Here is a 21,002-nt window from a genome sequence, read left to right on the forward strand (position 1 = left end):
ACGACGGTGGGGCGGGCCCGGTTTCCGGACCCGCCCCACCGTCGTGCCGTGCGGGCTACCGGCCCACGATCACCCGGAGGTCCGCGGCATTGGCCTCGGTGACCTTCCACAGCTCCTGCTGGCGGCCGTGCACATCGGCGACGGACGCCGCGTGGTCGGCCAGCAGCGCGGTCGCCCGTTCCGTGAGGCGGGCGCCGAGGTGGCGGTCGTGGACGGAGATGCCCCACTCGGGTCGCTCGATGTCGGCCAGGAAGTAGGCCATCTTGGGATGCGAGATCAGGCTGATGATCGGCGTGCCGCAGCCGAACGGGATCATCCCCGCGTGTCCCCGCATGCCGATGACCAGCTTCGTCCGGGCGTAGACGTCACGTATGGAGTCGTTGTCGAAGTCGTACATCGGGATGACCGGCAGCGAGATGCCGTGCTCGCGCCGCAGGTCGAACGCGATCCGCTCGTCGTCCAGCGAGTGCGCCACACACTTCACCTCGGCCTGCTCGCCGAGCGCGGTGATCGCGGTGGCCATCTCGCCGAGGAAGTGCCCGTAGTCATGGCCGAAGCGCAGGCCGGCCCGGTCGTAGGCGGCGTTGACCAGGATGGTGTTCTCGCGCTCGGCCGGATCGCGCCAGCCGTCGACCAGCTGCCGGGTGACTGTGGTCGGGCAGGGCTGGAAGCGGACCTTGTCCTGGAGCTCCGGCGGCAGCAGCTCCCGGACCTTCTCGATCGAGCCGTGGTTGCGCAGCCCGAAGAAGGCGGAGGTCTCCACCAGCTTGCGCAGGCTGGACAGGAACCGCGTGCGACCGTGTCCGTACGCCTGGCCGTCGAAGGCGTTGAAGCCGACCGCGTACACCATGACGGGGACGTCGATCCGCCCGAGCAGCTCGTCGGAGACGTTCCACTGCCAGCCGCTGTTGCCGTTCGGCGCGGTGTCGGGGATGAAGAGTCCGCCGCCGCCGATGACCAGACCCCGCCGGGCGTTGACCCGCTCCAGGGCCGCCTCGTCGAAGAGCCGGTGGGCGTGGACCGAGTGCCAGCGGTCGGGTCCGGTGTCCTGGCCGAAGGCCAGCCGTACGCTCTCGGGCAGCAGTTTGTCGCCCGCGTTGCCCTGGCGCTCCATGTAGAAGGCGACATGGGCGAGCTGCCCGGAGGCGGGGCCCTCGACGGGCGGGGTGAGGCCTGTGGTGCGCAGGTGCATCAACCGGTTCGCCCGGTGCGTCGGGTCGACGCCGAGCCCCTGGAGCGCGAGGCGGGACGCGCCCTCGTCGTCGCCGTGGATCCAGGCGATCTGGGCGAGCCGTCCGTAGGCGGTCGCGGCCCGGTTGGGCGCGGAGGCCGCCAGCAGCAACTGGGCACGGGCCTCCTCGTACCGGGACACGCTCATCAGGGCGTGCCCGAGGACCTCGTGCGGCCAGGACTCCTCGACCGGGATGCGCAGCGGGGAGAGCAGGTCGACGGCCTCCTGGTACTCGCCGGCCAGGATGTGGGCGGCGGCCACCTTGCGGGCGCTCTCCACGTCGGCAGTGCGCCTGACGTGGGGGGTGCCGTAGTGGACCAGCAGGTCGTGGTGCTTGGTGCCGCCTGCCGCGAGGTAGGCGGCGTGGAACTCGGCGTCGGACAGGTTGTACTCGTGCCAGCGGGCCTCGGCCGCGGAGTAGCCGGCCTCACCGCCCTGCCAGGGCTTGTGGCGGCCCGTGAAGTGCAGGATCGCCGTTTCGTCGGGTACCGGGAGGTCGCCGGAGAGCCGCCGCTTGACGAAGTTGTAGCGGGCGTCCAGATGGACGAAGTCGCCGTCCAGCACGGCGTTCAGAATGCCCTGGTCGTGCTTGTCCAGCTCGTACGAACCGGCCCGGCCGACCCTGTCCAGCTCGGCGCAGAAGGCGTCGGTCAGGTACTCGCGCTGGATGACCAGCAGCCCGCTGTTCAGCTTGTGCTGGCCGTAGAAGAACTGCGGGACGGCGGCCAGGCCCTCGCGCAGCCGCAGCAGCTCGCCCAGGTCGTCCAGGACGACCATGTCGGTGTCCAGGGTGATCACGGTGTCGTAGTCGCGGACCCGGAACACATCGAGGATGAAGTAGGCCTTGCGCACCAGGTAGTTGTCCTGGTCGCCCTTGGCGTACGAGTCGTAGTGGTCGGCGTCCACCCGGCGGAAGTCGGTGCGCGGGTGCAGGGCGCGTATCTTCGCGACGGAGGCGGGACGCAGGCCGTCGTGCAGGACGAGGAAGTCCTCGCAGACGTTCGGGTTGGACAGGGCGAGGCTGCGCAGCAGGGTCAGAAAGCCGGGTAGGTAGTTCTCGTCCACGAAGCTGGCGAAGGCGATGCGGCGCTTCCCGGTCAGCGCGTTCGCGGGCGCCACGGGGGCGGCGGTGGAGGTGGTGGGCATCGTCATCGCAGTCGGATCCTCGTGTCGGTGACGCTCTGGGCCCGTTCCATGACCCACGCCTTCTCGCTGGTGTACTCGTGCACGGACGTGATGGGCATCCGCATCGCCGCGGGCAGCCGGTAGGCGCCGCTCTCGTAGAAGTCGAAGCCGATCAGGTCGAGGCGAGGGCTCACGTCCAGGAAGTCCAGCAGCCAGAGCATGTTGAAGCCGCTGGTGGGGATCGACGGCCACACATCCCGGCCGAGGCGCCCTATGCCGCGCACCGGCCAGCGCAGGGATTCGTCCCCCAGGTAGGTCTGCGCGCCCGGGACCAGCCGGTTGCGCAGCGAGTGCTTCCAGTCGCCGGAGATGCCGCCGAAGATCAGCCGGGTGTCCACGTGCTGGTCCCAGTTGAACCCGTGCTTGTGGATGCTGACGTGGATGTCCGTGCGCCGGCCAGTGGCCACCGGGTCGATCCGGTACGAGTTGAAGCGGACCACCAGGTCGTAGTCGTCGATCTCCTTGCCCAGCGAACTGTCGCCCACCCGCTGGGAGTTGGCGATCAGGCAGATCGACTTCCCGGCGATTCGGTTGCGGAACTCACCCAGGGTGAGCCACTGGACGCCGCCGAAGGTGGGGTCGTCGACCGGTCCGCGCATCCGGGCCCTGCGCTGCTCCGCGTAGAGCGTGGTGAGGGCGGTGAGCTCGGCGAGGGCGGACGGGTCGCCGGGGCCCGCGGGCGCCCGGCCGGCCATGGGCGCGCTCCCGCTGCCCACGACACCGGCCTCCTCACGGAGGAGGCCGAGGTAGTGCGCGACCGTCTGCTGGATCTCGCGCACCGGGGCGTCGGCCGCGATCTGGCCGAGCAGCGTGCCGATCAGCAGCGGCCGGGCCTCGTCCCAAGCGCCCCGGGCGTGCAGCTCCAGGCCCTGTGCCCAGGAGTCGGTGGCGGAGCCGTCGGCGAACTCCCGGGCCTCGGGGCAGCCGACGGCGAGCCGCTGCACCAGCTCCGCCTGGAGCCGGGCGCCCTCGCGGAGCCCGGCCAGCTTGGAGGCAACGCCGAAGCCGTCCTCCTCGGTGAGTTCGAGGTAGCGCTCGAACGCGGCGACCGCGGCGCTCTCGGCGCCCATGGCCTCCAGCACACGGGCGCGCAGCCGCCAGCCGGCCCGAGAGCGCTTGCGCTGGGTGAGCACGGTGTCGGCGACCATCAGGGCGAGCTTCGTCTCGTCCTCGTAACCGCACTCCAGGGCCTTGTTCCCGACCGCGAGCAGCGGGTCCATCAGCGCGTCGCCGAGCAGCATCGCGGAGCTGGCCGACGCCTTGGCCGGGCGCCGCAGCAGCGGCAGCGGACTGGTGCCCGAGGTCGCCGGGACGGTCGCGGCATGGGTGGCGAGGAAGTTGCGGAGCGCCTCGGCCAGGGCGTTGCGCCGCCGGTCCAGGCTCGCGACGAGCTTGGTGCTGTGCGCGGCACAGGCACTCAGGCAGGTCTCCAGGTCCACGGCGTCCACCCGGGCGGTGGCCACCGGCTCTCCGGAGGTTGTCGGAGCCTCCGCGTCACGTTGCCGTGGCCAGCGGGTGCGGGCTGTCGTCATGGCGCTCCAAGCGTCTGGTGCCCGTGGGGGGAGGGGGCTTCGGTCTCGCGCGGGGGCGGGGCTCCATCCGGGGTGACCCGGAGTGAGGTTCCGCGCAGTGATTGTCGGTTCTGCGTCACCGTAGGAAACCTGGACGACCGAAGGATGAACTCCCTCTGTCGGGCCGGGAAACGGCGCGCTTCCCGGGCGTTCCGCACCCCTCGTCAGCTCTACGCTGGCGCGGCACGACGGCTGGGAGAGGGGAGCGGCTTTGACCACCACACCGCAGGAGACGAGGACGGCGGCCCTGCCCGCCCCACCTGCCCGCGGCCCGAACGGCCCCGGGCCCGGGAAGCGGCCGCGTACGGCGGTGCCCCGGCCGAAGTTCCGGCTGCGCGCCCTGGACGGGCTACGGCTGCTCGCCGCGCTGATGGTGGCCGGTTACCACTACGGGGGCCGCGGCGGTGAGATCACCGAGGCCTGGGGCAGTTCGCCCGCCGTGCAGTTCCCCACGGCCCACGGCTGGCTGGCTTACGGCTGCCTCGGGGTGCAGATCTTCTTCGTGATCAGCGGCTTCGTGATCTGCATGAGTGGATGGGGGCGCACCCCGCTCGCGTTCTTCGCCTCGCGCGCCTCGCGGCTGCTGCCGGCGTACTGGGCGGCGGTCGTGCTGGTCACCGTGGTGTTCGCGCTGCCGGTGGTCGGTTACGAGGCGGTCTCCCCCAGCGACGCGCTGCTGAACCTGACACTGCTGCAGCAGCCGTTGGGCGTCGACCGGGTGCTGGGGGTGTGCTGGACGCTGTGGGCCGAGGTCCGGTTCTACGCGCTGTTCGCCCTGTGCGTGGTGCTGCCGGGGGTGAACCGGCGCCGGGTGGTGCTGTTCTGCGCCGGGTGGACGCTGGCGGCGGCGCTCGCGCGGGCCTCGGGGGAACCCTTCCTCGACGTGCTGCTGATGCCGCGGCACGCCCCGTACTTCATCGGCGGCATCGGGCTCTACCTGGTCCACCGGGACCGCCGCGACGGGCTGGCCTGGGGCATCGTCGCGGTCAGCTGGCTGCTGGGCCAGCACTACGCGGTGGCCGAGCTGTGGCGCCCGGGCGGCCCGGGCGCTTTCTCCGACCGTTCGTCGGGGGTGATCATCCTGATCGTCACGGCCGGGTTCGCCGCCGTCGCGGCCGTCGCGCTGGGCGCCCTGAACCGGATCGACTGGCCGTGGCTGACGGTTGCCGGAGCGCTCACCTACCCGTTCTACCTGGTCCACGAGCACCTGGGCTGGGTCGTGGTGGGTGGCCTGCACCAAGGCCTGGGCGTGCCGTCGTGGGCCACGTTCACGCTGACCGTGGCGGCGATGCTGGGGCTGGCGTGGTTGCTGCACCGGTATGTGGAACAACGCTTCACGCCGCTGCTGCGGAAGACCTTGACGGCTGGCCGCCGATGACGAGCCGCCGCCGATGGGCCTCTGGCGAGGGGCGCCGACGGCTCGGCGCCGACGACAGGTCGCCGACAGCGGGCCACCGAGGGCGACGGCACGTCAGGTGGCGTGAACGCCGAGCCTTCTAGACGCTGCTGAGCGAGAGCTTCGCCGCGAACCCCAGGAACAGCACGCCCGCCGCCGAGGTCGCCCCCGCCGAGAGCCTCTTGCGGCGACGGAAGGCGGCGGCCAGGCGGGTGCCGCCGAATATCAGCGCCGAGAGGTACAGGAAGCTGGCGAGCTGGAGCAGCGTGCCCAGCAGCAGGAACGACAGCGCCGGGTAGGCGTACCCGGGGTCCACGAACTGCACGAAGAACGAGATCAGGAACAGGATCGCCTTCGGGTTGATCAGGCTCACCACCAGCGCCCGCCGGTAAGGGTTCTCCGCCCCCGCGGCGGGAGTCTCGGCCGCCTCCGCCAGTTCGGCGGTGCGCTGGTGCCGCTCGCGCCACAGGGACACCGCCGCCCGCAGCATGCCGATCGCCAGCCAGGTCAGATAGCCGGCGCCCGCGTACTTGACGAGGGCGAACAGCAGGGGCGTGGTCTGAAGCAGGGACGCGGCGCCGAGCGCGGAGAGCGTCATCAGGACGGCGTCCCCGGTCCAGACGCCCGCGGCGGCCTTGTACCCGGTGCGTACACCGCGCCGGGCGGCGACGGAGAGCACGTACAGCGAGTTCGGGCCCGGCAGGAGAACGATCAGCAGCAGGCCCGCGAGGTAGGTCGGAAGGTCGGTGACACCCAGCATGGACGGAGTTTCGCACATCCGTACGCCACCTCGCCCAGCCGTCTCGTCGTGACCTTTCGGCCGTCCTGCCGTGACCTGGGGCCACTAGCGTCGTGCGCAGGATTCGACCACCGGGCACGACGGGCATCCCGTCAGGGGAAGCACCGGTGACGCATCGGATCTATCGGACGGCGGGCGGCCGGACACGGCCTGGGGGGATGGCGGGGATGGCGGACAGCAACGTGGGTGCGGCGAGCGGCGCGTACGGGATTGAGGGCGGCGGCAGGCGCTCCGGGCGGGCGGCCACCGTGGCCGCCGCCGGGGTGCTCGCGATGGCCACCCTGGCGGTGGGGTGCGGGCCGCAGGACCCCGGAGCGGACGCACTGCGACAGCCGTCGGCCCGGGCGACCACCGCACCGCCCGCGCCCTCGCCCACCGACGACGGGAGGGGTGCGACCGGGGGCGCCACCCACGTACCGGCCGCCACCACCCCGCCCGCGAGCCCGTCGGCTCCGCCCCCGCCCACGGAACCGGTCACCACGCCACCGCCCACGCCCTCCTCCCCCGCGCCCAGCACCGCCCCCACTCCCCGGGTCCTCCTGCGGGCCGGCTCCGAGGGGGCGCAAGTACGCGAGCTCCAGGCCAGATTGCGGCAGATCGGGCATTTCGGGCGCACCCCCACCGGCTACTACGGCACGGTCACCGCCGAGGCCGTCCGGTCCTTCCAGGTCAAGCGGGGCACGGAGGCGACCGGCTCCACCGACGCGGTCACCTGGCGGAAGCTGCTGGCCATGACCCGTACGCCGACGGCCGACGAGTTGGACCCGCCGACCGAGCGGCCAGTCGCCAAGCCGGACAAGCGGTGCCTGACCGGCCGGGTGCTCTGCATCAGCAAGGAGAGCCGGACCCTGGCGTGGATGATCGACGGCCGCGTCGTCTCCGCGATGGACGTGCGCTTCGGCTCGGAGTACACGCCCACCAGGGAGGGCGAGTTCCCGGTGTACTGGAAGTCCCGGGACCATGTGTCGACGCTGTACGACACGCCGATGCCGTACGCCCTGTTCTTCAGCGGTGGCCAGGCCGTGCACTACTCCGCCGACTTCGCGGCCAACGGCTACGGCGGCGCCTCGCACGGCTGCGTGAACGTCCGGGACAAGGCGAAGGTCGCGGCCCTCTTCGACCAGGTGAAGAACGGCGACAAGGTCGTCATCTACTGGTGAGGCCGGGTGCGGGACCTTCGGGTGGGAGAGGGCGCGGGCGGGACCGGGGGAACGTGTCCCGCCCGCGCCGATGCGCTGAGCCGAAGGTACGGGGGGAACCCCGGCTCGTCGCGCTGCCGATGACCAGTCGGCTCACTCTGTACTGCGCCCGGCGCCCGAAAAACGTCACACTTGTCGGCGGCGCACCTTTACGCGGACGGAAAAGGCGCAGGTCAGCGGGTGAGTACGGCGGCCGGGGCGGTCGGAGCGGGGGTCGCCGGCCGTAGCGGAACCGCGGCCTCCGCCCGTACGCCGACATCGGACCGGCGCTCACCGTCCGGGGCGGGCGGGGCGGGCTCGAAGGAGACGGGCGGCAGCGAGCCGCCGTCGCCCGGTCCGTCGTCGTCCCCACCGCCGCCGGAGGAGCCCCCGCCGTCGGACCCGCCGGAGCCGCCCCCGCCGAGGAGCCGGTCGCAGAAGCGCTTCAGGTTCTCCTCACCCTTGGCCAGCTGGATCAGGTGGCGCCGGCTCCGCTCGTCGAGGGCGCCGTCACGGAAGGCCTTGCAGGCCTTGGTCGACTTCTCGTGCCAGTTGCCGTCCTGGTCGCCCTGGCCGCCGGCGCCACCGGGGCGGTCATCGCGTCCCGCCGGATCCTTGGAGGCGTCCTCGCGCCCGGCCCCGCCGCCCGATTCGCCTGATCCGCCGGAACCCTCCGGTCCGCCCGGACGGTTCCGGCCGCCGGTGCGGTCATCGTCCGGTTCGGGTACGGTTCCGCCGGGCTCGACTCCCGTCGGCTCCTCGGACGCGCCGGGCCGCCTGCTCCCGGGCGAGGAGACCGGTGCGGGGTCGTCGGGCGGGGAGGGCAGGGCCTCGGCGGACGGGCCGTCGGCGGGCAGCCCGGACCCCAGGGGTTCCGGGGTCGCCGCGGATACGGAGGCTGCGGGCGCGGGCGAGCCCAGACCGCCGAAGGGGCCCGGGAAGACCCCCGTACCGGCGGCGACCGCCACCCCGCCGAGCGCGCACCCCGCGAGCGATACGGCCAGGCCGAAGCGGACCGGGCGGCTCCAGCGCGGGCGGCGCAGAGGCGCGGCGGGGGCGGCGGCGATGCGGACGGAGCGCAGCGTGCCGCGCTGCCCGGGGAGTGCGCCGCCGGCGCGGGTGGCCTGCCGGAACGCGGTGAGCACCGCGTCCTCGCCCGGGAGTTCACCCGCCGGGGTACGGCGGGCGGCACGGGCCGCGCCGAGTGCTTCGGCGAGCCGGAGGGCGTCGTCACGGGCCTGGTCGCCGAGGGGTACGACCGGCTCGCCGCGGAGCAGTCTCTCCGCCGCGTCCTTGTCGAGCCACTCGTAGTGCTCGTCGGCCATCACATGTCCCTCTGCGTCCACGGTCGCGAATGCGTCACACCGGGAGTGACCCCGGCCGGCGCTGCCGGACCGCCCCTACCGGGGCGCTGAGAGGGTACGGCACCGAGCCCCGAGGCGCCTCCCTGGCCCTGACCTGCGTCGCTCCCGGAACCCTGGGCCGAGGACCGGTCCGGTCCTTCGGGGCCACCGCCCGGAGCCGGCGTACCGGCGGGGAGGGGCGAGTCCGGGTGGTCGGCACCGAGGAGTTCGGCGAGCCGCTTGAGGCCGCGGTGGGCGGCGGTCCGTACGGCGCCGGGGCGCTTGCCGAGGGTCTCGGCGGCGCTCTTCGCGTCGAGACCGACGACCACGCGCAGCACGACGGCCTCGGCCTGGTCCCGCGGGAGCTGGGCTATGAGGGACATCGTGCGGTCCGTGTCCAGCGCCTCCATGGCGTCGCCCGCGGTGTCGGACTCGGCGGGCCTGCCGGTCAGCTCCGTCTCGTCGCCGCCGATCGCGGGGCGGCGGCTGCGCATCCGCAGATGGTCGAGCGAGCGGTTACGGGCGATCCGGGCCGCCCAGCCCCGGAAGCGGTCGGCGTCCCCGCTGAACCGGTCGAGGTCGCGCGCTATCTGGAGCCAGGCCTCGGACGCCACGTCCTCGGCGTCCGGCTCCCCCACCAGCGTCCGTATGTAGCCCAACAGCCGTGGCTGCACAGCGCGGTACACAGCACGGAAGGCGTCCTCGTCCCCGTCCTGTGCCGCGAGCACCGCGGCGGTCAGCTCCGCGTCGTCCCCCAGCACTCCCTCAACCCGCCCCGCTGTCCTCAATCGCAGCTGGTCACCACTGCTGCGCCACTCTGCGCGACTCAGCACGCTACGTGGTCGGCGGGGGTCGCGTCCATGACTTGTACAAGTCGCAACGATGCGCGGCCCTCGGGGCGGTGTGACAGAAAACGCAGTCGCGGCGCTGAGATGAGTACGGGGTCGTGCTGCGACCCCGTGGAAGACGGCCGGGGCCTCTCCTGTGGGGGGTGGCGGCCCCGGTCGTCGCTCCAACATATGGTCCCTTGACCAGGCGCTTTGTGGACCAGCCAACCCCTCTGTGACCAACGACGTAACCAACGCGTCAGCGCATTCTTCTGGGTGAGCGCGTTCTCGGACGCCAGATACCCCAGTGACCAGCACTTTCCAGCGCTCACCCGATCCAGCCGTGTTCCGTCGTTGCGTGAGCTGGAGGAGTCCGGTGCGGCGGTCGCCCTCCTCGGCGAGGTCACCGGCGGGCAGCTGCGCGAGGCGGTCGGCCCCTCGTCGACGACTTGGAGCGCCGGGCCACGATGGCCGCAGCGGTCAGGGCGCACGGTCGCCGCGGGAAGGCTCGTGGACGTGATCCTTTCCGCAGCGGCCCAGTAACAGCGCGGCCCGCAGTGGGCTACGTGGAGCACGGTGCCAGCTTCAATGAGCACACGGCGCTCGTGGAACGCAGCGTCGTGCTGGCCCATCTGGGCGGGCACGTCCCGGTCGCCAGGGTGGAGGCGGAGTTTGTTCTCGTTCTCCGGACTGCAGAGGGCCCGGAAGGTGGCGAGAACGGAGGCGTCCATGGCAAGTACCGTGTCCGCCCACTCCAGCATGTCCAGGCTGATCTGCTGGGCGCGGTGGGCAGTGAGGTCGTAGCCCAGCCGCCGCGCGGCGTTGATCTTGGCGGAATGGGCCGGCAGGTCCTGCTACGGGCCGCAGGTCCCGGTCCCCTCGGAGTTCCCCTGCTGCTCGTGCCGGAGAGCGTGCGGGCCGGTCGTGGCGATGAGCCGGTGGGCTCGCCGCCCGGGCTCAGGGCATTTACCTCGGGAACGTGAACGAGCGGGCGGCCGACGAGTGGAATTGCGGCAACCTGTAGTGGCGATCCTGGATTCGGTATAAACTCGCCGCCGATCCCAGATTTCCCATCGGCCGAGCACAGCGCCCATCCTGCCCGGCACGGAAATCACCGGCCAGCTCCCCGAAGCGCAGGTTCAGAGCCTCCGGTACGACAAAGACCCCTTTTTCACGGGGCAACGATGTACTTCCTCAGTGCGAGCACCCGGGTCGGGCCGCCCAATCCGTCGAACCGTCTATCCGATGAGGAGACCAGAATGCAGCAGAAGCCCTTGTGCCAGATATGCGGCGGGGAAGTCCGGGAGTTCTTCGATTTCGGCAGGCAGCCGCTTTCCGACCGCTTCGTCGCGCCGACCTCCACCGAGCCGGAGTTCTTCTACCGACTCGCCGTGGGGATGTGCGAGGCGTGCACGATGGTGCAGCTGATGGAGGAGGTTCCGCGGGATCAGATGTTCAACGCGGAGTACCCCTACCACTCCTCCGGTTCCCGTGTGATGCAGGAGCATTTCACCCAGGTCGCCCGCAGATTCCTCGAAACCGAACTCAACGGCCCCGATCCCTTCATCGTGGAACTGGGATGCAATGACGGAGTCATGCTGAAGACGATCGCCGGAGCCGGGGTCCGGCATCTGGGCGTCGAACCCTCAGGCAGTGTCGCGGACGTTGCTGCGGCCAGTGGCATCCAGGTCCGGAAGGACTTCTTCGAAGAATCCACGGCGACCGAAATCCTCACCGGCGACGGCCCGGCCGACGTCATCTACGCGGCCAACACCCTCTGCCACATTCCCTATATGGACTCGATTCTGCGCGGCGTCCACACCCTGTTGGCTCCGAATGGTGTCTTCGTCTTCGAAGACCCCTACTTCGCCGACATCGTGGCACGCACCTCGTTCGACCAGATCTACGACGAGCACTTCTACTTCTTCACCCTGCGTTCGGTGCGCACGATGGCCGCCCGGCACGGTCTCGAACTCGTCGACGCCGAGAGACTGCCGGTGCACGGGGGCGAGGTCCGCTACACCCTGGCCCGGGCCGGTGCGCGTCAGCCGTCCGCGGAAGTGGCGCGGATGCTCGCAGAGGAAGAAGCCCAGGGGCTGACCGAGTTCGCCACTCTGGAGCGGTTCGCCTCAGCCGTGGAGAGCCGCAGGGACGAACTGGTCTCCCTGCTGCGCCGGCTGCGGGACGAAGGGAAGCACGTGGTCGGCTACGGGGCGACGGCCAAGAGCGCCACCGTTCTGAACTACTGCGGAATCGGGGAGGAGCTGCTCTCGTACGTCAGCGACAGCACCCCGGCCAAACAGGGCCGCCTCACCCCGGGCTCGCACATCCCGGTCATGCCCCCTGAGCAGTTCCGCTCCCCGTACCCGGACTACGCGGTGCTCTTCGCCTGGAACCACGCCGAGGAGATCATGGCGAACGAGGAGGAGTTCCGCGCGGCGGGCGGGCAGTGGATCGGATACGTTCCCCACGTCCACGTGGTGTGACTGCGGCGCCCCGGGGGCGGGCGCGGGCGCGGGGCCAGGACGAGGCTCCGCACCGCACCGCCCGCTCCCCGGTTGAGCGCTCACTCCCAGCGGAAGGCCACAGCGGCCACCGCCGAACCGGCCACGCCCGCCACCAGCAGGCTCGCCAGGTGAGCCAGCTCGGGTGTCGCCCCGGCCCATGCCGCCCCCAACGCGTTGAGACCCGCGCCGTAGGGCAGATACTCCCCCACGCTCCGCAGGGCGGCCGGCAGGCTGTCGGGGTCGCCCAGGCCTCCCCCGATGGCCATCATGCCGAAGAACAGCACGAACCCCGCCGCGACCACCACGTTGGGCGACGGCGCCAGAGCGGCCACCAGCAGCCCGAGCCCGTACACGGCGAAAGCCACCAGTACGAAGACCATCAGGGAGGACAGGACGTCCTCCGGCATTCCGGCGTCGAACGCCACTGCTCCGACCAGCAGGGCCACGGCGATACCCAGCACGGAGGTCAGCAGGTTGGTCACCGTCTGCGCGACGAGCAGGGCGATGGGCCTGACCGGGGTGACCGAGAGGCGCCGCAGCACTCCGAGCTGGCGGGACTGCGCCATGTTCGTCGGCAGGAAGATCAGCGCGAGCATGCTGACGATCATGAGCAGGGTCATCGGCATCAGCGTGACGTCCAGGAACGTCCGCCCGCTGTGGTCCCGGGAGGGCCGGGTCGCGGAGTCCCCCATGGCGTTCATCGTCAGGATCAGCAGCGGCAGACCGAGCGGCAGCAGCAGTTGGGCACCGTCACGCAGGTCGAGGACGGCTTGCATCCTGGTCAGTCGGAGGAATCCGTTGGCAGTGCTCATGCGTCCGCTCCTTCGCTGTCCGCGTGGGCTCCGAGCGATCGGCCGGTAAGGCTGAGATAGGCGTCCTCAAGGGTCGTGGCCTCGGCCCGGATCCCCTCGGTGCTCACGCCCTGACGTCGCAGTTCGGCCTCCACCGCACCGGTCACGTCGCCGCTACCGGTGACCGTCACCGTCCGGCCTTCGACGATGACGCCGACCACCTCGTCCAATTCCGACAGGGCGGCCTGGTCAACGGCATCGGCGCTGCGAAAGCGCAGCCGCTGGTCGCCCGAGACACCGGAGATGAGAGCGGCCGGGGTGTCGAGGGCGGCGATCCGGCCCTGGTCGATGAGGGCGATCCGGTCGCACAGACGCTCGGCCTCCTCCATGAAGTGGGTGACCAGCACCACCGTGACACCACGGTCACGGACCTGCTCGATCACTTGCCAGGTGTCCCGGCGGCCCCGCGGATCAAGCCCGGTGGTCAGCTCGTCCAACACGGCGACCTTGGGACTGCCCACCAGGGCCAGGGCGATCGACAGGCGCTGTTGCTGGCCCCCGGAAAGCGCCTTGACGGGCGTTCTGCGTTTGTCCTGCAGGCCGAAGTCGTGCAGCAGTCGTCCCTGGTCCGCCGGTCGGCGGTAGAAGGACGCGAAGAGGTCCAGTGCCTCACCCACACGCAGGCGCTCGGGCAGCCTGCTCTCCTGCAACTGAACGCCGAGCACCTGCCGCAGTTCCGCCCGATCGGTGCGGGGGTCGAGACCGAGGACACTGATCCGGCCCGCATCGGGCGTGCGGATGCCTGCGACACACTCGACCGTGGTGGTCTTGCCCGCACCGTTCGGACCCAGAATGCCGAAGATCTCTCCCTCCTCCACCTCGAAGTCCACTCCCCTGACGGCCTGGGTCGCACCGTAGGACTTCTTCAGTCCGGCCACTTCGATGAGGGCCATCGCCTCGGTCTCCTTACTCGTTCTCGGTCTCGGTCTCGGTCGTTTCGCGTACGCGTTCGCGGCCCGTCCGCCATCCACCGGGCCGTGACGAGGGGTCATCTGGTCGGAGGGCGGATGGGGACGTCGCGCACCAGATGCCAGGTCAGCACCGTCCCCACGGCGACGATGCCCAGGAGGCCCAGGACCGCCCACCCCATGGCCAGCTGTTCGGCGAAGGCCGGCAGGGTTCCCAGGGCGGCGGTCCCGCGGCCCAGCAGGATGTCTCCGGGAAAGATCAACAGGGTGACGAACGGCACCACCAGCAGCCCCCTGGTGGAGAACCGGTACACACACGCGGCGGCGAACGCCCCGCCCACCAGCCACACCAGGTGCACCAGCCAGCTCTCCAGGAGATACGAGGGCAGCGCACCGATCCCCCAGTCGTGCGGCCGGCCGGCAGCGGCGTAGACGGTGATCTCCAGGCCGAGGCTGACGGTGAACAGCACGGCGGTGAAACCCGTGATGGCGACCGCGAACACCAGCGCCTGCCGGCTGAACGCCCGCCGGGTCATGGAGTTGGCCACGTACAGCGGGAGGCTGCTCCACGTCAGGTGGGCGCCGATCACCAGGCAGTACGTCCGGGCCCAGGCGTCGTACGACGGCAGCACGCCATCGGTGCCCGGCCCGTGCTCGGTCAGCAGCGCGGACGCGCTGGTCATGGCGAGGACCACCACGCTCAGCACGCACCACGCCACACAGCTGACGCGCACCCAGTAGCGCAGCAGCAGGCGCAGAGCCGTCCCACGCCATAGCGATGCGGGAGCGGTGTTCATCGGCGGCCCTCCCCCAAGTCGCGGATGAGGTGGCTGAAGAGGTCCTGCAGACCGATGGGCCCCAGATCCAGGTTCATGGCCCAGGCCCGGGCGTGCCGGTCGGCGCCCAACTCGCCGAAGACGACCACCGACTTGGTGTAGCCGAGCAGCCGCTCGTCGAGGACCTGGAGCCCCTGGACGAAGGAATCCACCAGGTCCGCGGGCCCGGTGACCTGACAGCCCTGCGCTCGGAGCGCCTCCGTCTCGCCGCGTGCCACCAGCTTTCCCCCGTCGATCATCACGACCTCCTCGAAGACGGAGCCCAGCTCCTCCACCAGGTGGGTCGAGACGATGACGGTGCGCGGATGCGCCATGTAGTTGGCGAGCAGCTCGTCGTAGAAGATGTGCCGGGCCGGGACGTCCATGACGGCGTGCGCCTCGTCGAACATGGTCACCGGTGCCTGGGAGGCCAGTCCCGCGATGACGCCGACCGCGGCGCGCTCGCCCTCCGAGAGGGCCCGTATGCGCTTGTCCACATCTAAGCGGAAGCGTTCGGTCAGGTGTCGCGCGTAGTCGGTGTCCCAGCCGGGCCGCAGCGCGGCGGCGAAGCGGAGCGCGTCCCGCACCCGGCCGAGCTCGTCGGGAAAGTGGAACCGGCCGCGCACCAGGCAGACGTTGCCGACTGCGGCCTCGTTCTCGAAGACGGGCACACCCCCGATCCGTACACTGCCCGAATCCGGACGGCGCAGCCCTGCCAGAACGGACATCAGGCTGCTCTTGCCCGAGCCGTTGCGGCCGATCAGGCCGTAGATCCGGCCCCCGCCCAGGTGCAGGGAGAGGTCGTCCAGGACCACGCGGCGGCCGACGGTGAGCCGCAGGTTCCGGACCGAGACCGCGGCACTCATCGCTCGGCCCGGCCCGCGGTGCCGTACACCTCGTCGGCGACCGCGGCCTGCCGCAGCCTGTCGATGACCTCGGTGAGCGGTACCCCGATGGTCCGCGCCTCGTCGACCATCGCGTCGACCACTTCGGTGAAGAAGCGCTCCCGTCGCTGCCCCAACAGGACCGACCGGGCGGCCGGTGCGACGAACATGCCGATCCCCCTCTTCTTGTAGAGCAGGCCCTCGTCCACGAGCTGCTGGTACGCCTTGGCGACGGTCGCCGGGTTGATGCGGTGGAACGTGGCGTACTGCGTGGTGGACGTGACCGGCTGGTCGCCGTTCAACGCGCCGCTGACGATGTCGGCACGTACCCGGTCGGCGACCTGGAGGTAGATCGGTGATCTCTCGTCGAACATGCCACCCTCCCTACCCCTCTGGTTCACTACTCGACTAATGAACCTTAAGAGCCAGGGTGGTCGTTCTGTCAAGTGGACCGCCCTCGGTCGGCCTCCTGCTCGCTCACGCGTTCCATCGACGCATGACCAGCACCGCGTTGTGGCCGCCGAAGCCGAACGAATGGCTGACCGCCACCCGTACCTGGTGCTCCTGAGTTTTGTGGGGAACGAAGTTGATGCCGGGAAACTCGGGGTCGTCGCAGTTGATGGTCGGCGGCACCAGCCCCGCGCCCAGGACCTCGCTGATCACCGCGGCCTCCACGGCGCCGCCCGCCGCGAGCAGGTGGCCCGTCATGCTCTTGGTGGAGCTGATCGGCACACGTGCGGCCCGGTCCCCGTAGACCCGCTGGACGGCTCGCATCTCACTCGTGTCGTTCAGCAGCGTCCCGGTGCCGTGGGCGTTGATGTAGTCGACCTCGGCGGTGGTCACCCGGGCCGCCTCCAGCGACTCCCGCATGGCCCGGTCCATCTGCGCCCCGTCGGGCGCGGGGGCCGTCAGGTGGTGGGCGTCGGTCGTGGTCGCGTACCCCGCGATCTCGGCCCTGATCCGCGCACCGCGCCTCACGGCGTGCTCCGCGCTCTCCAGAACGAGCACGCCGGCCCCGGCACCCATGACGAACCCGTCACGGTCCCGGTCGAAGGGCCGGGATGCCCCAGCGGGGTCGCCCGTGCGGCGGGACAGCACCCGGGCGCGGGCCGCGGCGGCCAGCTCCAGCCTGTCGAAGGCGTCCATGCCCCCGGCGACGGCCACGTCCGCGCGGCCCTCGCGGATCCAGCGCGCGGCCTCGCCGATGCACACGGTGCCCGTCGCGCAGGCGGCGACCATCTCGGCGGAGGGACCGCGGGCGCCGACGGCGAGGCAGACCTCGGCAGCCGCACTGACGCCCATCGTCGGGAAGACATGAGGGCTGACTCCCCCGTAGCCCTCCGCCGACATCGCCGCCGCGTTGCGAGACGCGATGCGGGAGGAGCCGATGATCGACCCGACCGCGACCCCGACACGCGGGGCGAGCACGTCGTCCACCTCCAAGCCGGCTTCCGCCAGTGCCATGCGGGCTGCCGCGATCACCGCCTGGATCGTCCAGTCGGTACGTCGCACGATGGGCCGCTCCACGTGGGCGAGAGGGTCGAAGCCGCGCACCTCCGCTCCGATGCGCACGGGCAGGTCGTCGACCTCGAACCCGGTGACCTTGCCCACTCCGCTCCGGCCCGCGAGCAGCCCCTCCCAGGTGCCTGCCCAGTTCGGCCCGAGCGGTGTGACCGCTCCGCGGCCGGTGACCACCACGCGCCGGTCCTGCGACGTGTCCGTCCGGACACCGTTCATGTCTTGTCCCCTCTCTGCCGGTCTCTGCCGGGTCACGTCTCTGCGGTTCCTGTCGGCTCAGGCCGCGACGACCGGGCCTCGGCGGTGGTGTTCGGTGAGTTCGACGAGGCGGGGGACGGCGTCGGCCGGCGAGGGCATCGCGTGCAGGTCCTCCCGCAGACGCCGCGCGCCGGCGGTGAACGACGGCTCGTCCAGCAGCCGCCGCACCCCCGCCGCGACCGCGTCACCCGACACCCCCTCCACCGGAAGATCGATCCCCGCCCCGTAGGAGCTCACGCCCTGGGCTAGCCATATGGCGTCCATCTGATCGGGCAGGGAGAGCTGGGGAGTGGCGTGGAGTGCGGTGGTCCCGATCGTGCCGAACCCGCCGTGGTGCACGACCGCCGCGCACGAGGGGACGAGCGCGGCCAGCGGGACGAAGTCGGTGACCCGCACGTTCGGGGGCACCGGCCCCTCCCAGCCCCGGACCGCCGCCACGACCTCGACATCCAGCGCGGCCAGCGACTCCACGACCTCCGGCACCGAGACGGCGTAGCCCGCCAGACGCTCCACCGCGGAAAGCCCGAGCGTGAAACCGATCCGGGGCCTCCCAGGCCGCTCCCACAACCACCGGGGCACCACCGAGGGGCCGTTGTAGATCCCGTACCGCACCGGCACGTAAGGGATCGAGGTCTCCAGCCGGAACGGCTCGGGCAACTGGTCCAGGGTGAACTGGCCCTCGGTCAGCTCCTCGTCGAAATCCACCCCGTACCGGCCCGCCAGCCCCGCCAGCCACTCACCCAGCGGATCAGGACCGGGCCCTTGCGCCTCCGACGCCCGCAACCGCAGGAACCGCTCACGCGTCCAACCGAAGAAATCCACCCCCCACGTCATCCGGGCATGCGCCGCACCACACACCCGGGCCGCCACCGCCCCCACGAACGTCCCCGGCTCCCACACCACCAGATCCGGCTCCCACGACCGGCACAACTCCACCAGATCATCCGCCATCGGATCGTTCACCAGCCGGAACCACCAGGGCACCACCTCCTCGTACCCCGACCGCAGATACCCGAGATCCACCTCCCCCTCCGCCGCACCCGCAACATCGAACGGAGGCAAGGAGGCACCGCCGAACCGGGACTTCCACTCGGGGCGCATCGCCAGCAGACGGCCCATGCCGTGGTCGCGGCCCACCGGCACCGCCGTCAGCCCCGCACGGGTGATCTCCGGAACCAACTCGGGCTGGGACGCCACCCGCACCTCATGACCGGCAGCCACCAGAGCACGGGCCAGGGGCACTTGGATGTACAGATGGGTCTTCTCGGCATAGAGGGCGAACAGCACGCGCATGGGCGAACAGACCTCCGACGGCAGAGGAGCGGGGACGCTGTCCCGCCGGCGGGACAGCCGGAACGAGAACGGCCCGGACGAGGGCCGGCCTAGGGGGTGTGCACCGGCTTCTGCGTACCCACCTCCACGACGAAGGCGGAGAATTCGTCGAATCCGCCGCCGCGGAAGTTGTGCAGCTCCTCCAGCACCACTATGTCGAGGGCGTCCTCGATGTGCAGCAACAGCTGAATGAGAGTGAAGGAGTCGAGGTCACTCATCTTGACCGAATCGGCGTCCCGATCCTGTGCGTAGTAGCGCTCGATGAAGGTGCGGATCTCCGCCTTGACCGATGCCTCGTCCAGTACGACGTCCATTGCCGCGCTCCCTTTTCCTGACTTTCGGGTGATCAGTTCCGCACCAGCGGTTCCCACCAGTGCCGATTCTCCGCATACCAGCGCACAGTGTCGGCCATCCCTTCGACGATGTCGACGGAGGGAGTGAAGCCGAGTTCTCCACAGATTTTCCCGGGATCGACCGAGTAGCGGAAGTCGTGCCCTTTTCGGTCGGCGACCCGGAGAACGCTCGACCAGTCCGCCGAGGACAGTTCCAGCAGCATTCCGGTGAGTTCCAGGTTCGATATCTCCTTGCCCCCACCGATGTTGTACGCCTCGCCCGGCCTGCCGTTGACAGCTATCAGCGCGAGCGCCCGGCAGTGGTCGTCCACGTGAATCCATTCCCGCACATGGGAGCCGTCACCGTACAGAGGGATTTTCCGGCCGTCCAGCAATCGGGTGACGAACAACGGAATGACCTTTTCGGGAAACTGTCGCGGACCGTAGGTGTTGGACGGCCGGGCGATACGGACCGGCAGCCCGTGGGTGTGGTGGAACGACCGGGCGAGGAGTTCGGCGGACGCCTTCGACGCCGAGTACGGCGAGTTGGGGCGGAGCGGGAAGTCCTCGTCCCAGGAGCCCGATTCGATGGAGCCGTACACCTCGTCGGTGGAGACCATGACGAAGCTGTCCAGCTCCGCCTCCGTAGCCGCCTGGAGCAGCACCTGAGTGCCCAGGACGTTCGTCCGCACGAAGGCCTCGGCGTCCGCGACGGAGCGGTCCACGTGCGACTCGGCGGCGAAGTGCACCACGACGGAACAGTCGCGCAGGGCCTCGCGCACGGCTTCTCCGTCGCATACGTCCCCCCGCAGGAAGCGCAGCCGCGGATCGTCCAGGAACGGATCGAGGTTGTGTCGGCCACCCGCGTAGGTGAGTTTGTCCAGCACGGTGACCCGTGCGTCCTCGAGCCCGGGATACCCGCCCCCCAGCAGGCATCGGACGAAATGCGAGCCGATGAATCCGGCACCGCCTGTGACCAGTATTCTCACGGTGTCACCCTTTCCGGCGCCTCACGCGAGCGCCTTCGCCGTCTCCATCACGTAGCGCCCGTAGCCGGCCTGGGGCATGGCGGCGCCGAGCGCATGGCACTCGTCGGCCGTGATGTAGCCCATGCGCAGCGCGATCTCCTCCAGGCAGGCGACCCGCACCCCCTGGCGGTCCATCAGCACCTGGACGTACTGGCCGGCGTCGAGCAGCGACCGGTAGGTGCCCGTGTCGAGCCAGGTGAAGCCGCGTCCCAGCTCGACGAGGCGCACGGCTCCCGCCTCCAGATAGGCGCGGTTGACGTCGGTGATCTCCAGCTCGCCGCGGGCGGAGGGCCGCAGCCCACGGGCCACCTCCACCACGTCGCTGTCGTAGAAGTACAGCCCCGTGATGGCATTACGGGAACGCGGGTGCGTGGGCTTCTCCTCGATGCCGATCAGTTTTCCCTCGCGGTCGACCTCACCGACGGCATAGCGCTCCGGATCGGCGACGGGGTAGCCGAAGAGCGTACAGCCCCGGGACATCCTCCGACATTCGCGCAGCAGCTCCTGGAAGCCGGCGCCGTGGAAAAGATTGTCTCCCAGAATCAGCGCAGAGGGTTCGTCCCGGACGAAGTCGGCACCCACGATGTAGGCATCCGCTATTCCCCTCGGCTCCGATTGCTCGGCGTAACCGATGTTGATTCCCCAACGGTGCCCGTCCCCAATCAGACGGGAAATCGGGCCCATCGATTCAGGCGCCGTGATGATCAGGATGTCCTTGATCCCCGCCAGCATCAGCACGGAGAGCGGATAATAGATCATCGGCTTGTCGTAGATCGGAAGAAGCTGTTTCGAAATTCCGGAAGTGATGGGCATCAGGCGACTGCCGGTGCCCCCGGCGAGGACTATTCCCTTCACGGCCAACCCCTTCACGCATAATATACGTCTCCCCATAGGTTGACCCCATTGACGGCCCTGGAGTCAACATCGATGCACATATTCGAGGAGGTCGGCATGCGCGTACTTTTCACCGCCTATGCGGTGCGCACGCATTTCTACAGCATGGTCCCGCTGGCGTGGGCGCTGGTGGCTGCCGGTCATG

19 protein-coding genes are annotated in these 21,002 nt (G+C 70.4%); 4 read left to right on the plus strand and 15 right to left on the minus strand.

The genetic code is table 11. The features are described from left to right. Nucleotides 1-55: 55 nt before the first annotated feature. On the minus strand, nucleotides 56-2,383 hold the full coding sequence (locus AMK21_RS18160; RefSeq protein ID WP_073879098.1) for a glycosyltransferase: 2,328 nt from the start codon (nucleotides 2,381-2,383) through the stop codon (nucleotides 56-58). Beyond that, entirely contained in the window at nucleotides 2,380-3,948 is a 1,569-nt protein-coding gene (locus AMK21_RS18165) for a hypothetical protein (protein WP_073879099.1), read from the minus strand. Before AMK21_RS18165 ends, AMK21_RS18160 begins: the two co-directional genes overlap by 4 nt. Nucleotides 3,949-4,198: 250 nt before the next feature. Here AMK21_RS18165 and AMK21_RS18170 point away from each other — a divergent pair, with 250 nt between their 5' ends. Next, the gene (locus AMK21_RS18170) at nucleotides 4,199-5,365 is read left to right on the plus strand and encodes an acyltransferase family protein (protein WP_079181189.1); all 1,167 of its coding nucleotides are present in this window, start codon (nucleotides 4,199-4,201) and stop codon (nucleotides 5,363-5,365) included. A gap of 118 nt (nucleotides 5,366-5,483) precedes the next feature. Here AMK21_RS18170 and leuE read toward each other — a convergent pair whose 3' ends face one another. After that, nucleotides 5,484-6,143, minus strand: a complete 660-nt coding sequence (leuE, locus tag AMK21_RS18175) for a leucine efflux protein LeuE (protein WP_073879101.1) — start codon at nucleotides 6,141-6,143, stop codon at nucleotides 5,484-5,486. 206 nt (nucleotides 6,144-6,349) lie between these two features. Between leuE and AMK21_RS18180 the strand changes: the two genes are divergently transcribed. Then, nucleotides 6,350-7,342, plus strand: a complete 993-nt coding sequence (locus tag AMK21_RS18180; protein ID WP_079181190.1) for a L,D-transpeptidase family protein — start codon at nucleotides 6,350-6,352, stop codon at nucleotides 7,340-7,342. Nucleotides 7,343-7,554: 212 nt separating this feature from the next. On the opposite strand, the gene AMK21_RS18185 is transcribed toward AMK21_RS18180, so the two are convergent. Together AMK21_RS18185 and AMK21_RS18190 are read right to left on the minus strand one after the other, a co-directional pair. Next, nucleotides 7,555-8,706, minus strand: a complete 1,152-nt coding sequence (locus tag AMK21_RS18185; protein ID WP_420712513.1) for a hypothetical protein — start codon at nucleotides 8,704-8,706, stop codon at nucleotides 7,555-7,557. Next, a complete protein-coding gene (locus tag AMK21_RS18190) occupies nucleotides 8,685-9,464 on the minus strand; it encodes an RNA polymerase sigma factor (protein WP_073879107.1) in 780 nt (259 codons plus the stop codon). The genes AMK21_RS18185 and AMK21_RS18190 overlap by 22 nt, the downstream gene beginning before the upstream one ends. A gap of 420 nt (nucleotides 9,465-9,884) precedes the next feature. On the opposite strand from AMK21_RS18190, the gene AMK21_RS36105 reads away from it, so the two are divergent. Both AMK21_RS36105 and AMK21_RS18205 read left to right on the plus strand, forming a co-directional pair. Further along, nucleotides 9,885-10,073, plus strand: a complete 189-nt coding sequence (locus AMK21_RS36105) for a hypothetical protein (RefSeq protein ID WP_234421965.1) — start codon at nucleotides 9,885-9,887, stop codon at nucleotides 10,071-10,073. Between the two features lie 716 nt (nucleotides 10,074-10,789). Next, nucleotides 10,790-12,016, plus strand: a complete 1,227-nt coding sequence (locus AMK21_RS18205; RefSeq protein ID WP_073879109.1) for a class I SAM-dependent methyltransferase — start codon at nucleotides 10,790-10,792, stop codon at nucleotides 12,014-12,016. 80 nt (nucleotides 12,017-12,096) lie between these two features. On the opposite strand, the gene AMK21_RS18210 is transcribed toward AMK21_RS18205, so the two are convergent. The 10 genes from AMK21_RS18210 to rfbA form a co-directional block, all read right to left on the minus strand. Further along, nucleotides 12,097-12,849 (minus strand): ABC transporter permease, encoded by a 753-nt coding sequence (locus tag AMK21_RS18210; RefSeq protein ID WP_073879111.1) that lies wholly within the window; start codon nucleotides 12,847-12,849, stop codon nucleotides 12,097-12,099. Beyond that, the gene (locus tag AMK21_RS18215; protein ID WP_374194624.1) at nucleotides 12,846-13,766 is read right to left on the minus strand and encodes an ABC transporter ATP-binding protein; all 921 of its coding nucleotides are present in this window, start codon (nucleotides 13,764-13,766) and stop codon (nucleotides 12,846-12,848) included. Before AMK21_RS18215 ends, AMK21_RS18210 begins: the two co-directional genes overlap by 4 nt. 110 nt (nucleotides 13,767-13,876) lie before the next feature. Beyond that, complete coding sequence (locus AMK21_RS18220) at nucleotides 13,877-14,593, minus strand: hypothetical protein (protein ID WP_073879115.1); 717 nt, start codon at nucleotides 14,591-14,593, stop codon at nucleotides 13,877-13,879. Next, the gene (locus AMK21_RS18225; RefSeq protein ID WP_073879117.1) at nucleotides 14,590-15,477 is read right to left on the minus strand and encodes an ATP-binding cassette domain-containing protein; all 888 of its coding nucleotides are present in this window, start codon (nucleotides 15,475-15,477) and stop codon (nucleotides 14,590-14,592) included. The genes AMK21_RS18220 and AMK21_RS18225 overlap by 4 nt, the downstream gene beginning before the upstream one ends. Next, on the minus strand, nucleotides 15,474-15,869 hold the full coding sequence (locus AMK21_RS18230) for a GntR family transcriptional regulator (RefSeq protein ID WP_073879119.1): 396 nt from the start codon (nucleotides 15,867-15,869) through the stop codon (nucleotides 15,474-15,476). Before AMK21_RS18230 ends, AMK21_RS18225 begins: the two co-directional genes overlap by 4 nt. 103 nt (nucleotides 15,870-15,972) lie before the next feature. Then, on the minus strand, nucleotides 15,973-17,232 hold the full coding sequence (locus AMK21_RS18235; protein ID WP_073879121.1) for a beta-ketoacyl-[acyl-carrier-protein] synthase family protein: 1,260 nt from the start codon (nucleotides 17,230-17,232) through the stop codon (nucleotides 15,973-15,975). A gap of 57 nt (nucleotides 17,233-17,289) precedes the next feature. Then, entirely contained in the window at nucleotides 17,290-18,564 is a 1,275-nt protein-coding gene (locus AMK21_RS18240; RefSeq protein WP_073879122.1) for an activator-dependent family glycosyltransferase, read from the minus strand. 89 nt (nucleotides 18,565-18,653) lie between these two features. Then, nucleotides 18,654-18,917 carry a hypothetical protein gene (locus tag AMK21_RS18245; protein WP_073879123.1) on the minus strand — a complete coding sequence of 88 codons (264 nt, stop codon included), beginning with the start codon at nucleotides 18,915-18,917 and terminating at the stop codon, nucleotides 18,654-18,656. 32 nt (nucleotides 18,918-18,949) lie between these two features. Further along, nucleotides 18,950-19,924, minus strand: coding sequence for a dTDP-glucose 4,6-dehydratase (rfbB, locus tag AMK21_RS18250; protein ID WP_073879124.1), 975 nt, complete (start codon nucleotides 19,922-19,924; stop codon nucleotides 18,950-18,952). Nucleotides 19,925-19,945: 21 nt separating this feature from the next. Continuing rightward, a complete protein-coding gene (gene rfbA, locus AMK21_RS18255) occupies nucleotides 19,946-20,818 on the minus strand; it encodes a glucose-1-phosphate thymidylyltransferase RfbA (RefSeq protein WP_073879213.1) in 873 nt (290 codons plus the stop codon). Nucleotides 20,819-21,002: the final 184 nt, after the last annotated feature.

The organism is Streptomyces sp. CB00316, from assembly GCF_001905595.1.
Taxonomy (GTDB): Bacteria; Actinomycetota; Actinomycetes; order Streptomycetales; family Streptomycetaceae; genus Streptomyces.